Below are 13,656 nucleotides of genomic sequence, written 5' to 3'. Positions count from 1 at the left end.
GTGTACACCACCGACGTCGAGAAGGGTCTCGAGGTGGCGGCCCAGGTCCGCACCGGCACGTACGGAATCAACTGGTACGCCTTCGATCCGGGCTCGCCGTTCGGCGGATACAAGAACTCGGGTATCGGCCGGGAGGACGGACCCGAGGGTCTCGAAGCCTTCTGCGAGACCAAGTCCGTGCTGTACCCGCCCGGCTACACCGACTGAGCGACCGCACCGCCGGTGAGTGGTCGACGGGTCTTCGAACCCCTCGACCACTCACGGGCGTATTGCGCTCAGCTACCGAAGAGGCTCGCTCAGCTACCGAAGAGGCTACCGAGACCGGCGAGCGGTCCACCGACCAAAACGATCTGCGGTGTGCTGGTCTGCGGATTCGTCAGGTCCAGTGCCGATGTGCATTCGCCGATCACCGCGTATGCCCCGTCAGGAAGCTCCGGCGTGGCGTACGACTTACTGGCGTCGCCGGTGGCGTTCGGGAACACCCGATCGAGAGGCGATAGGGTTCCCCATGCCACGACACCCTGATCGAGGATGCTGGTCGGATCTGCCAGTACTCCCGGGAGTTTGGCGGCGTCGAGAACATACGCACCGCACGTGGGGTCGAGCAAGCCCGGGTTGGGGTTCGTCACGGTCAGATTCAGGACGCTTCCCTCCAACGATTGCACGATGGTCGGCGGGAGAACCTCGGTCTGCGGGGCGGCTGTGGCCATGGCCGGCAACGCGATTGCGACGGTAGCCGCAGCGGCGGCAGCGAGTGCTGCGCCGCCGAGAATTCGGTTACGGCCCTCACGGGTGAGCATCTGCATATATCCAATCCTTTCGAGGTATCCCGACGTCGGATGGTGCGGGCCCAGGCCGAAAAACGGTACGACCGTGCCTGGTCGGACTCTAAGCGTTACTCATGAGTTGCCGATGCATTACAGCGAAATCGGCGATCCACCCGGCGCGATCAAGCGCCGTTGTCGACTTCCTCAGGTTTTCGCGGCATGAGGAAGTGGGCCAGCACTGCGACCGTGAGGGGCAGGGCCGTGACGATCAGCATCGTCAGCCGGATGCCGTCGGTGTAGTCGAAACCGAGGGTCAGTCCGTGCGCCAGTTGGATCACGTTCGGGTCGTATCCGGAGGTGCCGCCCGTGCTGTTCGCCATCGACATCGTCACCGCGTGCACGGCCTGTTCGGCATCCTGCGCGGACAGCCCGCGCGACTCCGCGTCGGCGAGCCATTCGCGCTGGAACATTGCGTTGAGCAGCAGGATGTAGAGGGTTGGCCCCAGCGCGTAGCCGGCCATCGAGAAGGCCGGCTGGACGGCCGCTACCGAGCCGGCCGTGGCTGGGGTGGCCTGGGCCAGGACTGTGTCGGAGGTCGCGGTTCCGGTCACGAAGCCGCCGAGGTTGCTCAGCCATGTCGCCAGCACCAGGACGGCAATCCCCATCACCGGTGACGCGGTGAAGGCCATCACCAGCCCGCCGGCGACGAGGAACAGCAATCCGGTCACCATAACGGGCCTCGCGGAGTACTTCGCGACCATCCGGCCGGCGAGAATGCTCGCGCCCGCGATCACCAGCGTTCCCGGAAGGTACAGCAGCCCGATCTCTTCGGCGCCCAGCCTGAGCACGGTGCCACCCAGTTGGCCCAGCACCGTGCCGAGACCGGCCGCAAGCAGATTCACCGTCACCACGGCGAGCACGGCAACGACGAATGCGCGGTCGCGAAACAGGGTCAGGTCGAGGGCGGGCTCCGGCACCCTTCGTTCGTGTCGCAGGAAGGCCACGACAGAGAGCAGGCAGACCGACAGCGGCACCCAGGCCGCAGGGTTCTGCACACCCGCCGGCACCGCACCGATACCCGCAACCAGGCCGAGCAGGGCCACACCGAAGAGGAGGACACCGAGAATGTCGAAGTTTCGCGCCGGTCGCCGCGGTGGATCGGTGACGTAGCGCGCTATCAGGACCAGCGCTACCAGAGCGAAGGGCGGGGTGACCAGAAACAGTGCTCGCCAGCCGAACGTTTCCACGACCCAGCCGCCGAGGGCCGGTGTCACCCCGTACATCACGGTGTCTATGGCCATGAGGATTCCGATCGCGGCCGGACGGAGCCTCTCGTCCACGGACACCGTGACCAGCGCCAAGGACAGTCCCACCAGGGCGGCCAGCGCCAGCCCGTCCAGGAAGCGCATCACCAGCAGCGTCGGATGGTTCGGGGAGAACGCCGACAGCACGCCCACCGCGATGTTCGCGACGAGCGCGTACATGAGCACCCGTTTGAGGCCGTGCCGGTCACCGAGATTGCCCACGGCGAGGACCGACGCGGCCACCATCAGCGTCGACGCGCCCGCGAGTAGACCCATGCTCTGGGCGGGCACATCGAGGCCGCTGCCGACCGCCGACAGATTGAGGGTCAACATCAGCGGGTCGACCGACGAGAGGGCATAGGCGATCGCCGGGCCGAGGACGGTCAGAACAACCCGGAGGGTGATACGGGGCCTCGCTTCAACACTCTCCGACATGTCGATCGCGTCCTTCGTGCGGCGAATCGGTCTCTGCCCAATACGTCTCTGACAAATACTGTGTCAGACCCACCGAGCGAGTGTGCCCGTGTCGGAAATATTCAGCGGCCATGCACCCACCCCGAAACGCCGAATGTCACAGTGGTTCAGTTGAACTGAACCACTGTGACATTCGGTCACGCGAAAGCGGGAAAGCGGGGACTAGCCCAGACGCTGCTTGAGAGCCTCGAACTCGTCGCGGATGCCGGAGGGCACCTTCTCACCGAGGAATTCGAACCACTCGGTGATGTAGTGGATCTCCGTCTTCCACTCGTCGACGTTCACCTTCAGGGCCTCGTCGACGTCGGCGGGATCGATATCCAGGCCGTCGAGAGTCAGATCCTCGGCGGTCGGGACGTAGCCGATCGGGGTGGACTGCGCGCCCGCCTTGTGCTCGATGCGGTCGACGATCCACTTCAGGACGCGCGAGTTCTCGCCGAAACCTGGCCACAGGAACCGGCCGTCGTCGCCACGACGGAACCAGTTGACGTAGAAGATCTTCGGCAGCTTCTCGGAATCCGCGGCCTTGCCGAGGTTGATCCAGTGATTCAGGTAGTCGCCGGCGTTGTAGCCGATGAACGGCAGCATGGCCATCGGGTCGCGGCGGACGGTGCCCACGGATCCCTCTGCGGCCGCAGTCTGCTCGGACGACAGGGTGGCGCCGAGGAAGGTGCCGTGCTGCCAGTCGAAGGACTCGCTCACCAACGGAACCGTGGTCTTACGACGTCCACCGAACAGGATCGCCGAGATGGGCACACCCTGCGGGTCATCCCATTCGGGAGCGAGAATCGGGCACTGCGACATCGGGGTGCAGTAACGCGAGTTCGGGTGAGCGGCGGGCGTGCCGGACTCGGGCGTCCAGTCGTTGCCCTTCCAGTCGATCAGGTGCTGAGGTTCGCCCTCGAGGCCCTCCCACCAGATGTCACCATCGTCGGTGAGCGCGACGTTGGTGTAGAGCGTGTTGCCGGCCTCCAGCGTCTTCATGGCGTTGGGGTTGGATCCGTGGTTGGTGCCCGGTGCGACGCCGAAGAAACCGAATTCCGGGTTGACGGCGTACAGGCGGCCGTCGTCACCGAAGCGCATCCACGCGATGTCGTCGCCCAGGGTCTCGGCCCGCCATCCCGGGATGGTCGGCTGGATCATCGCGAGGTTGGTCTTGCCACACGCCGACGGGAACGCCGCCGCGATGTAGTAGGCCTTGTCCTCCGGCGAGACGAGCTTGAGGATCAGCATGTGCTCGGCGAGCCAGCCCTCGTCGCGGGCCATGGCCGACGCGATACGCAGCGAGTAGCACTTCTTGCCGAGCAGCGCGTTTCCGCCGTAGCCGGACCCGTAGCTCCAGATCTCGCGATCCTCGGGGAAGTGGGTGATGTACTTGGTGTCGTTGCACGGCCACGGGACGTCGGCCTCGCCCTTCTCGAGCGGGGCGCCCAGCGAATGCAGTGCCTTCACGAACGGCTTGTCGGCGCCCAGCTTCTCGAGGGCGGCGGCACCCATGCGTGTCATGACGCGCATCGAGACGACGACGTACTCGGAGTCGGTGATCTCGACACCCAGTTTGGGGTCTTCGTCGCCGAGCGGACCCATGCAGAACGGCACCACGTACATGGTGCGTCCGCGCATGCATCCGCGGTAGAGCTCGGTCATGATCGACCGCATCTCTGCGGGGTCCATCCAGTTGTTGGTGGGACCCGCGTCGATCTCCTCACGGGAGCAGATGTAGGTGCGCGATTCGACGCGCGCGACGTCCGACGGGTCGGAGTTGCCGAGGAACGAGTTCGGCTTCTTCTCGTCGTTGAGACGGGTGAACGTACCGGCGGCGACGAGCTGAGAGGTCAGTCGATCCCATTCGGCGTCCGAGCCGTCGGCGAAGACGACACGATCTGGCTGAGTGAGTTCGGCAACCTCCTGTACCCAGGAGAGCAGCTCGCTGTGCTCCGTGGGGGGCGTGCCGTCAGTTCCGTTCAGACCGGGAATGGTCGCTGAGGTCATCAAACTCTCCTGGGGTGAGCCGGAACCGGATCAACTGCCGCCCGCTGCAAGACCTCGCATCGGGTGCCAGACGATCCGATTTCCCCTCTCGGCGGGGTCCAGCCAGGCCGTCCATGCCACATGGAAGACGCGGGCGCCGGGTGTCCTATCCCTAGAGGTTAACGCCGAGCGTCCCTTCTAGGGGAATCGGGTGCGATCGGAATGGTCACAGAAACGATTCAGTACCGCTACCCGGACGCAACCGACGGGTGCCGGACCGGGTTTCACCCCCGACCGAGCACCCCACCATCGGTCTGGTCCCAGCGCACGATGCCGTCGTCCCCGCGGCGGAATTCCCACGCGGCGTACGCACCGTCCTCGTGGATCGTCGTGACGTGGTCGGCATCGCCGTCTCCGTCCATGTCGGACGCGATGACCACGGACTTTCCGGCGTCGAAGGTCTGGGTGTCGAGGATGCCGTCCCCGTCGATGTCGTGCGTCAGGTCCGTCAGCGTGACCGCGCCTGAATCGTGACCGAATGTGTAGGGATCGAGATCGGGCACATCCACAATCGGAAAGCTCTCAGCCGTCGCCATGAAGGTCTCCTCACCGTCGAGTAGTTGCACGGACGTGCCGAACGTGTGGTCACCATTCAACACGAACACGATCGACGCAGCGGCGCCCGCTCATGTAGTCAGACGTCGGATATCGCCTTCCGGTTCCCGGGCTCACGCACGCGGCGCAGTTCTTGCAGTCCCCGGTCGAGGGTGGCGAGGTCGCGTTCGCACGCCGCCAGCTGGCTGCTCCGGCGCGCGGAGAGGTGCCGGAGTTCTGCGTCGATCTGCGCGACTCGCTCGTCCGCAACCTGCATTCGACCGCGGCTCTCGACGATGATCGCGTCGCTCACCTGCGCGTCGGCCGCCAGCAGTCGTCCGAGAACGGACTGCTCCCATTGGGAGCGGACGTGCACCAGCGATTCGGTGGCCCACTGCCGCAGATGGGCGCGATCGGCGAGGTGTCCGCGGGCGCGGGTCAGCCACCAGGCCGCAACGGCTCCCAGCACAAGGGTGACGGGGATGGTCGCGATATCGAGTGCCGGGACCATCGACAGCGGCGACACCACCAGTCGCCCGAGGCCCAACCCCGCGGAAGCTCCGATGAGGATCGTCATGCGGTCTTCGAGTCCACGGTGTCGCGGTTCGGGACCTTCGGGCACCACCGGTTCGCGGTCCGGGGTGGGCGCCGATCCGCCGGGCATCGCGATCCCGGCGAGGGCACGCAGATCTTCGACGCGGGCGGTCAGAGCGGCGTCCACAGCACTGTTCATCTCGCCGATCAGCTCCGAAAGCCGGTCCGGGTACGCGGCGAGCGCCTTCCGGTCCGCTCGATCGAGCTCGGCTCGGATGGTGGTGCCGACGGTCCGAACGCGGAACGCGACGTCGTGCATCAGTTCGACCTTGGCGAGCTGGACCCGGCCGCGCAGCTGCGCCACCCGTTCGGTTCGATGCCCGTCACGCCGGGCCCGCACCCGCGCCCGCTCAGCGCGTAGATCCGCGCCGGGTTCGGTGTCGCGGATCGTCCGCGCGGTGGCCACGATCATGCGCTTCGTTCGCTCGAGCACCGTCTCTGCAGTCGGCGGGCCGACGCGTGGCCGCTTCCCCTCTGCAGCGACCAGCGCCGCGAGTAACTCCTCGACGCGCGACCCTTCACTCTTGCGCACCGACACCGGGTGGATCCGGGAATCGGCGAACCGGGCGGAATGACCTGCCAGCAGGGCGTGGTTGCGGTCCCTGACGGCCCGCCAGTCCCGGTGGACATCGGTCTTGGTGAGCGCGAAGACCACGGCGCACGCGGGTGGTGCCACCACATCCAGAACCGACAGTTCCTCCCGGCCGAGCGGGGCAGCGGCGTCCAGCACCATGAGGACGACCCCGGCGTCGACCGGATCCTCCACGAACGAGACCGTCTCGTCGAGCGCGCGCAGCTCATCCATCAGCGTGGACTTGCCGGCGCGGCGTGGCCCGGCGACGAAGACTCCGCACCCGGGTGTGCCGGCCGTCTCGGATTCGGTGACGGCATCCGGGTTCCATCGGGTCACCACGTCCGCTACGTCGGCGGGCAGAGAAGAAAGGAGTGTCGTCATCCGTTCATCCGCGCCCACGTCCGCACGTGATGCCGCCGGATGTCGAGCACGGCCTGTCGCTGCCGGACGGTCGCTGCCGGTGTGAGCCGGGCCGTCCACCACGTGGCGGCGCGCAGTGCGTCGTCCGGGGTCCGGGGCGGTCCCGGCGCCTGCGCGGCCCACTCCTCGAGGTGTGTCCGGGCGGCCGCTGCGGCGAGAGCGACGGCGCGGTCGCCGGCAAGGAAGTTCTCCAGCAGGTCGCGAACCGAGATACTGCGCGCCGCCTGCATCCTGAGGGCGCGCAGCAGATACTCGCCGCGGCGTGCCTGCATACGGTGCACCCTGTCGGTGACGGCACCCGCCACGGCGTCGATCCCGCTCGTCTCGCGCAGCGACGCCACCGCCGCGTCCGTTGCGATCAACGGCAATGCCACCAGCCCGCCGTCCCGAGAGCACTCGTCCGCCCTGGCTCGCGCGGCCGCTCGCACATCGGCGGGGCTGCGCGACTCGCCCAGCGTGTCCGCCTTGTTCAGGACGAAGAACGTGGCCGCAGGATCGAGCGCCCGCACGGCGTCACGGTCGGCGCCACGCACGGACTCGACCAGAACGTAGACGACGACGTCACCGTCCAGCACCGGGTCGGGGACACCCGGCACATCGACGGCCGCGGTTTCCTCGACGACCCATCCCGTCACCACCCCGGGCACGGTGAGTGCCGCGGCGACCGTGGACCGGCCCACCCCGGCGCGACCCGCTACCTGGACCCGGATCGGTGCGCGAAAAGCATGCACGGCCGCGCCGACCTCGACGCCTGCCGCCGAATCCCGGGTCGCGGCCTTCCCTGCGAGTTCCGCGAGTTCCCGCTCGAACGCATTATCGGTCCCCATGACGCGGTCACCCCCTTCGTACGGCGCCGATTCTGTCAGACTTCGACCGAGCCGGCGCACGCAAACCGCGCAGGCAGAACGCCGGTTCCACGAAAAGTCTCAAGGTGAAGTTCAGACCCGTATGCCAGAAATGCTCTCCATGCGTGACAATGGTGCGGTGAACCACGCTGATCAGGAAGCACCCGCCATCGCCGAGGAAGGACACATCTCACGCTCGAAGGGCTCCCGCCTCCATCCGAGGGTGACGAGTTTTCGTTCCCGCAGAGGTGCTCTGACCACGGCCCAGCAGGACGCGTGGGATCGGCAGTGGCCGAAGATCGGCGCCGATGTCTCCGACGATCGCCTCGACCCCGTCGCATGGTTCGGCCGTGACGCCCCCCTCATTCTGGAGATCGGATCCGGCACGGGCACCGCCACTGCGGCGATGGCGAAGGCCGAACCCCACGTCAACCTCATCGCCGTCGAGGTCTACCGGCCCGGACTCGCGCAGTTGCTGCAGCAGATCGAGCGGGATGGGATTCCGAACATCCGCGTCCTGCGCGGCGACGCCATGGACGTCCTGGAGAACATGATCGAACCGGAGTCACTCACCGGAGTCCGGGTCTTCTTCCCGGACCCGTGGCCCAAGGTCCGGCACCACAAGCGCCGCCTCCTCCAGCCCCCCACTTTCGCGCTGATCGCGAACCGCCTGAAGCCGGGTGGAGTGTTGCATGTCGCAACCGACCACGCCGAGTACGCGGAGGCGATCGCCGAGGCGGGAACCGCGGAACCCCTCCTGACCTCGCTGGATTGGGAGTCACCGATGACGCACGAGCGTCCGGTCACCAAGTTCGAGGACAAAGCCCACCAGGTCGGCAGCGAAATCACCGAGTTGATTTGGGGGAAGATCAGATCATGAGCGTCAGCGAGAACTACACCGACACAGCCGCAACATCCGATACGGCGGTGTCATCAGGATCTCCCGCAGCGGGTTTACGTGATGGACGCCACCAGAAGCGCGTACTCCTCGTGTGGGACGCGCCCAACCTCGACATGGGGCTCGGCGCCATTCTCGGCGGCCGGCCGACCGCCGCCTACCGGCCACGATTCGACGCACTCGGCCGATGGCTGCTGTCGCGGACCGCCGAATTGTCCGCGTCCGGCACCGACACGCTCGAACCCGAGGCCACCGTCTTCACCAACATCGCGTCCGGCAGCGCCGACGTCGTGAGGCCCTGGGTCGAGGCCTTGCGTAATGTGGGTTTCGCGGTGTTCGCGAAGCCGAAGATCGATGAGGACAGCGATGTCGATTCCGACATGCTGAACCACATTGCTCTTCGCCACAGCGAGGGTATGGCCGGCGTCATGGTCGCCTCGGCCGACGGTCAAGCATTTCGTGAACCGTTGGAGAACATCGCCGCGACCGGCATTCCGGTTCAGATACTCGGGTTCCGCGAGCACGCCAGCTGGGCGGTCGCGTCCGATCTTCTGGACTTCGTCGATCTCGAGGACATCCCCGGTGTCTTCCGTGAACCACTGCCGCGTGTCAGCCTCGACACGCTGCCCGACGAGGGTGCCTGGTTGCAGCCGTTCCGACCGCTTTCCGCCCTGCTCGTCGGGCGGAAAAGTGCTGCCGAGTAGGAGTTGATCAGTGTTCGCGAGCTGGGGAAGCCTCGTCTACCGGGCCCGATTCACCGTCATCGGCATCATGGTGGCTCTCATGCTCGGTTCGGCTGCGTACGGCCTGAGCCTCCAGGAACATCTCAGCCAGAGCGGCTGGGACGATCCGGGTTCGGAATCGGTGGCGGCCGCCAAGCTGGCTGACGGCACCTTCGGACGCGACACGAACAGCGACGTGGTGGCGCTCTACACGGCTCCCGAGGGAAAGACCATCGAGGATCCGGAGTTCCAGGCGAAGGTCGTCGAGAACCTCGAGCGGGTCGCTGCCGAATACCCGGACAAGATCCTCAAGATCAACGGTGGCTACTTCAAGGTCGGCAACGCACCACGATTGGCAGCCGCTGCGGATGCCGACAAGCGGCACGCCATCGAGAGCATCGCGATCGCCGGTGCCAACGACACCGAGGTCACTGCCAACTTCCGCGATGTCAAAAACGCGTTCTACATCGACGGCGTGGACGTGCAGCTCGCCGGTCTGCAGCCGGTGTCCGGCGCACTGAACGACACGATGGCCAAGGACATCAAACGCATGGAGATGCTGGCGATCCCTGCCGTGGGGGTTCTGCTGTTCTTCGTGTTCGGCGGTGTCGTGGCGGCCGCGCTGCCCTTGATCATCGGCGGGCTCACCGTGGTCGGCGCCAACGGTGTCGTCCGGTTGATCACCAATTTCACCGAGGTCAACTCGTTCGTCGCGCCCGTGGTGTCTCTCGTGGGTCTCGGTCTGGCCATCGACTACGGACTGTTCATCGTCAGCCGGTTCCGTGAGGAACTGGCCGAGGGTTACGACACCCCTGCCGCTGTCCGGCGAACGGTCATGACCGCGGGCCGCACGGTGGTGTTCTCGGCGACGATGATCGTCGCGAGCCTCGGCGGTCTGCTGCTGTTCCCGCAGGGCTTCCTGAAGTCCGTCGCCTACGGCGCCATCGCGACGGTGGGACTCGCGGCGATCGCCTCGATCACGATCCTGCCCGCCATCCTGGCGATCCTGGGAAAACGCGTCGACGCGCTGAGCTTCGACCGGTTCCGTCAGACCAAGAACGCGGACGAAATCGAGGCCAGCGTGTGGGGGCGCCTCACCCGCTGGGTGATGCGCAACCCGCTCAAGGTCACCATTCCCATCGTGGTGGGGCTCCTGCTTCTCATCGTCCCGCTCACGGGAATCAAGTTCGGCGGTATCAACGAGACGTATCTGCCACCGGACAGCACCACCCGCGCCGCGCAGGAGCAGTTCGACGAGATCTTCCCCAATCTGCGGACCGAACCCGTCAAACTCGTCGTCTCCGACGCAGACAACAAGGCGCTCGGCGAGATCATCAAGGAAGCCAGTGCTGCGCCCGGGCTGATCGAACGGTTCTCCCCCGACGGTGCGGCCAAGGACGGCGTCGTCGTCCTCAAGGCCGGTCTGGTCGATCGCAACGAATCCAAACCCACCATCGATTACTTGCGGGCGATGGACAACCCCGACGGCGCGCAGGTGCTGGTGGGAGGAACCCCGGCCATCGAGCAGGACAGTATCGCTGCTCTCCTCGACCACCTGCCCACGATGGTGATCTCCGTCCTCGCCCTGACGACGATTTTGATGTTCCTGACCTTCGGCTCGTTGGTGCTGCCGATCAAGGCCGCATTGATGAGTGCACTGGGGCTGGGGTCGACTCTCGGCATCCTGACGTGGATCTTCATCGACGGCCACGGCGCGGAGTGGCTGAACTTCACGCCCGGTCCGATCATGTCGCCGGTGCTCGTACTGATCATCGCCATCGTCTACGGACTCTCCACCGACTACGAGGTCTTCCTGCTCTCACGCATGGTCGAGGCCCGCGCACAGGGTGCGAGTACCACCGAATCCATCCGCATCGGCACCGCGCACACCGGCCGCATCATCACCGCTGCCGCCCTGATCCTCATCGTCGTCACGGGCGCGTTCGGCTTCTCCGAACTCGTGATGATGAAGTACATCTCCTACGGCATGATCGCCGCGCTGGTCATCGACGCCACGCTCATCCGCATGTTCCTCGTGCCGGCCACGATGAAGCTTCTCGGCGACGACTGCTGGTGGGCACCCGCCTGGATGAAGCGAATCCAGCAGAAGACCGGCCTCGGTGAGCCGATTCTCGACAGCGAACTGATGCCGGACGACGTTCCCGAGCTCACCCCGGTCGGCACCGTCCCGCCCCGTCCCCGGCAGCGGACTGCGCCGCCGGCACCGCGCAAACCCGAGCCACTGACCGAGCCGATCCCGTTGGTCACGGCGCAGGCACTGAAAGCGCAGTACTCCGAGGAGGAGCGCAAAACCCGTCAGGCGGAGACCGACGCCAGGCGCTCGGCCACCGGCCGCCCCGCTCGGGCGCCGAAGGACGTGGACGGCACCCCGCCGGCGGAACCACCGACTCCTGTCCTGCCGCACCCCACACCGCAGCACCCCACACCGCAGAAAGCCGCACCGCCGCGTCCGACGCCGCCGCAGGCTCGTGTCAACCCTCGCCCGACACCGCCGACACCGCCGACACCGCCCGCACCGTCAGCTGCGGCTCCCGGACCGGCGACGCAATCGCGGCCCATCGAAAGTTGGCTCGCGGATCTTCGTTCCACGTCCGCCGGCGAGCCGCGTTCCAGCACTCCCGTGCACCGGCCCGAGCAGTCTCTGCCCACGCGGTCGCCTCGTTCGGTTCCGGCGCCGTACCAGCCGGAGACTCCGCAGTCCGCCCCTGCCCGCCCGCTCCCGTCCATGCCGTCTCGGCGCAGGGCCGTCGACCGGTCGCCGGTCGACACGCCGCCGCCTGCCACCGGCACCAGCGGCCCCCACGGCCCGGGTCGGCGCAGGGCCGAGGTCCAGCCGGTCGAACCCGGCGACGTGTCGTCGAGCGGACGGCACCGCGCGGAGGAAGGCAAAGCGGTGAGCGTCAGCGAGCTCATCGCCCGCCAGAACCGGCGCTGACAGCGCAGGTTACCGGAACAACTTTCTGATCGTCGTCCCGTAAGAATGCCGGGCGGTGACGTTCCCGAAGCGGACCTTGCCGTGGACGACCAGGTGCAGCGGTCCGATCGGCGGCCCGGTGCGGACCCTGTTGGTCGCGTTGGCAGCCACCGTCTCCAAGCCGTTGAGATCGACGGTTGCCTCCGGCGGCAGCGTCAGCGTGATCGTGCTGCCGTAGTCGTTGATCACCAGGTGCACCACCTGCGTCGACATGACGGCGCGGGTGAAGTCGAGATCGACCGTCGAGAATCTCGTCTCGATCGCCAGCGACGGCGGCACGTTCCAGGGGCCGGTGCGGCGGAGCGACGACATCCGTCCTCTGATGACATCGTTCCGGGGTGGCGGTGCCGGGACGGGGTGCGGTGCGGCGACGGGCTGCGGTGCATATGGCCGTGCGGGATACGGCGGGGGTGTGAAGTCGGAAATCAGTTGGATGCCAGGAAGATCCACCAGCACTGCGTTGAGCTCACCTCGGGTCTTCGCGGCCAGCGCCGTGTCCATCCTTTCGGTGAATTCCCCGAGCGACAGCATCCCCTGACCCACTGCCCGCTGTAGCAGTTCGCCGACGTGTTCCCGTTCGGCATCCGATACGCGTAGGTCCCGTGCCTCCATGACGACCAGGATAGACGCGGGTGCCCCCCGTCAGCAGCTCTCAGCGGTCCGAACCGGGTGGCGGTGCGTCCTCGGGGTGTACCGGGTAGAGGGCGCCTCTCTGTGTCAAGGTCAAGCCGGACCCCGTCGGTCGGTTGCAGGGTGGAATTCGGTGGGTCCGGGAAGTGACTGATCCGAAGTGCCGGTATGCGGGGTGTCAGCCGGCCGCGCAGGACGTGAGAGCCGCCCCCCAGTGTCCTCCCGGCTCTGCCGTGCAGTAGCGAAGGAGCTGCCGGGCGGACGACGTAGGCGCCGACGATCAAGATGAACGCGCCGATGTACACCAGCGACGCGAGTGGCCGGGGAACTCGAGGAGGAACTCACCCCGCAGGGCACGCTCGCCGAACGACTGCGCGCCGGAGGTTCCGGTTGGCGGCTCGCGCCGCCGCCGAGATGATCGACGGCGAATACGTCAATCTCGGAATCGGGCTGCCGACGCTCATTCCCGGCTACCTCACCGACGACGTCCGCGTGATCCTGCATTCCGAGAACGGCATCCTCGGCACCGGTCCGTACCCCACCGAGGACGCGGTCGATGCCAACCTGATCAACGCGGGCAACGGCGCTGTCGTTCGGAATGATCCGCGGCGGTCACATCGTGTCATCGTCCCGATGGAGCACACTCGCGTTAGACGTCGTCGATGCCGAAGGTCTTGATCTTCCGATACAGGGATGATCGCGCGATGCCGAGACGTGCCGCGGCCTGCACCCGGTTACCCGCGGCATCACGCAACGCAGTGATGATCGTGTCCCTTTCCGCAGCTTCAATGGGCGTGAGCGTGTGCAGTGACGATTGAGAGCAATAGCCGGGCAGGTCTCGCGGTTGAATATCGCCGAGCGGGCGACG

The 13,656-nt window shown here is 66.6% G+C and carries 12 protein-coding genes and 1 pseudogene; 5 read left to right on the top strand and 8 right to left on the bottom strand.

The window, feature by feature from the left end; all coding sequences use genetic code 11:
• A partial coding sequence (locus WAW17_RS22655) for an aldehyde dehydrogenase family protein (RefSeq protein ID WP_422335155.1) occupies positions 1-207 on the top strand: 207 nt, incomplete at its 5' end.
• An 89-nt stretch (positions 208-296) separates the two neighbouring features.
• On the opposite strand, the gene WAW17_RS22650 is transcribed toward WAW17_RS22655, so the two are convergent.
• From WAW17_RS22650 to WAW17_RS22625, 6 genes are all read right to left on the bottom strand, one after another.
• Positions 297-806 carry a hypothetical protein gene (locus tag WAW17_RS22650; protein WP_422335154.1) on the bottom strand — a complete coding sequence of 170 codons (510 nt, stop codon included), beginning with the start codon at positions 804-806 and terminating at the stop codon, positions 297-299.
• 143 nt (positions 807-949) lie between these two features.
• Positions 950-2,506, bottom strand: coding sequence for an MFS transporter (locus WAW17_RS22645; protein WP_422335153.1), 1,557 nt, complete (start codon positions 2,504-2,506; stop codon positions 950-952).
• 201 nt (positions 2,507-2,707) lie between these two features.
• Positions 2,708-4,537 carry a phosphoenolpyruvate carboxykinase (GTP) gene (locus WAW17_RS22640; RefSeq protein ID WP_422335152.1) on the bottom strand — a complete coding sequence of 610 codons (1,830 nt, stop codon included), beginning with the start codon at positions 4,535-4,537 and terminating at the stop codon, positions 2,708-2,710.
• Between the two features lie 263 nt (positions 4,538-4,800).
• A complete protein-coding gene (locus WAW17_RS22635) occupies positions 4,801-5,112 on the bottom strand; it encodes a DUF6802 family protein (protein WP_422335156.1) in 312 nt (103 codons plus the stop codon).
• Positions 5,113-5,210: 98 nt separating this feature from the next.
• On the bottom strand, positions 5,211-6,659 hold the full coding sequence (locus WAW17_RS22630; RefSeq protein WP_422335151.1) for a hypothetical protein: 1,449 nt from the start codon (positions 6,657-6,659) through the stop codon (positions 5,211-5,213).
• Positions 6,656-7,525 (bottom strand): hypothetical protein, encoded by an 870-nt coding sequence (locus WAW17_RS22625; protein ID WP_422335150.1) that lies wholly within the window; start codon positions 7,523-7,525, stop codon positions 6,656-6,658. The genes WAW17_RS22630 and WAW17_RS22625 overlap by 4 nt, the downstream gene beginning before the upstream one ends.
• 121 nt (positions 7,526-7,646) lie before the next feature.
• Between WAW17_RS22625 and trmB the strand changes: the two genes are divergently transcribed.
• Genes trmB through WAW17_RS22610 form a run of 3 tightly spaced genes read left to right on the top strand, consistent with a single transcriptional unit; the run spans position 7,647 to position 12,119 of the window.
• Positions 7,647-8,423 carry a tRNA (guanosine(46)-N7)-methyltransferase TrmB gene (trmB, locus tag WAW17_RS22620; protein WP_422335149.1) on the top strand — a complete coding sequence of 259 codons (777 nt, stop codon included), beginning with the start codon at positions 7,647-7,649 and terminating at the stop codon, positions 8,421-8,423.
• The gene (locus WAW17_RS22615; RefSeq protein ID WP_422335148.1) at positions 8,420-9,145 is read left to right on the top strand and encodes an NYN domain-containing protein; all 726 of its coding nucleotides are present in this window, start codon (positions 8,420-8,422) and stop codon (positions 9,143-9,145) included. The genes trmB and WAW17_RS22615 overlap by 4 nt, the downstream gene beginning before the upstream one ends.
• Positions 9,146-9,155: 10 nt before the next feature.
• Complete coding sequence (locus WAW17_RS22610; protein ID WP_422335147.1) at positions 9,156-12,119, top strand: MMPL family transporter; 2,964 nt, start codon at positions 9,156-9,158, stop codon at positions 12,117-12,119.
• A gap of 9 nt (positions 12,120-12,128) precedes the next feature.
• Here the strand turns inward: WAW17_RS22610 and WAW17_RS22605 are convergent, their stop codons facing one another.
• A complete protein-coding gene (locus WAW17_RS22605) occupies positions 12,129-12,770 on the bottom strand; it encodes a DUF1707 SHOCT-like domain-containing protein (RefSeq protein ID WP_422335146.1) in 642 nt (213 codons plus the stop codon).
• A 432-nt stretch (positions 12,771-13,202) separates the two neighbouring features.
• Here WAW17_RS22605 and WAW17_RS22600 point away from each other — a divergent pair.
• Positions 13,203-13,407 (top strand): annotated as a pseudogene (locus WAW17_RS22600) (CoA-transferase); the annotation flags it as partial.
• A 30-nt stretch (positions 13,408-13,437) separates the two neighbouring features.
• Here WAW17_RS22600 and WAW17_RS22595 read toward each other — a convergent pair.
• A partial coding sequence (locus WAW17_RS22595; RefSeq protein ID WP_422335145.1) for a helix-turn-helix domain-containing protein occupies positions 13,438-13,656 on the bottom strand: 219 nt, incomplete at its 5' end.

Origin of the sequence: Rhodococcus sp. (in: high G+C Gram-positive bacteria), from assembly GCF_049286785.1 — a bacterium.
In the GTDB taxonomy this organism is placed as follows: Bacteria; Actinomycetota; Actinomycetes; order Mycobacteriales; family Mycobacteriaceae; genus Rhodococcus_F.
The sequence above is the reverse complement of the archived record's forward strand: the minus strand, read 5'-3'. Positions and strand labels throughout refer to the sequence as shown.

Excerpts from the sequence above, each read along its gene's own strand:
- WAW17_RS22625 (WP_422335150.1), bottom strand. The coding sequence starts at position 7,525 with ATGGGGACCGATAATGCGTTCGAGCGGGAACTCGCGGAACTCGCAGGG.
- WAW17_RS22630 (WP_422335151.1), bottom strand. The coding sequence starts at position 6,659 with ATGACGACACTCCTTTCTTCTCTGCCCGCCGACGTAGCGGACGTGGTG.
- WAW17_RS22635 (WP_422335156.1), bottom strand. The coding sequence starts at position 5,112 with ATGGCGACGGCTGAGAGCTTTCCGATTGTGGATGTGCCCGATCTCGAT.
- WAW17_RS22650 (WP_422335154.1), bottom strand. The coding sequence starts at position 806 with ATGCAGATGCTCACCCGTGAGGGCCGTAACCGAATTCTCGGCGGCGCA.
- WAW17_RS22615 (WP_422335148.1), top strand. The coding sequence starts at position 8,420 with ATGAGCGTCAGCGAGAACTACACCGACACAGCCGCAACATCCGATACG.
- WAW17_RS22640 (WP_422335152.1), bottom strand. The coding sequence starts at position 4,537 with ATGACCTCAGCGACCATTCCCGGTCTGAACGGAACTGACGGCACGCCC.
- trmB (WP_422335149.1), top strand. The coding sequence starts at position 7,647 with ATGCCAGAAATGCTCTCCATGCGTGACAATGGTGCGGTGAACCACGCT.
- WAW17_RS22605 (WP_422335146.1), bottom strand. The coding sequence starts at position 12,770 with ATGGAGGCACGGGACCTACGCGTATCGGATGCCGAACGGGAACACGTC.
- WAW17_RS22645 (WP_422335153.1), bottom strand. The coding sequence starts at position 2,506 with ATGTCGGAGAGTGTTGAAGCGAGGCCCCGTATCACCCTCCGGGTTGTT.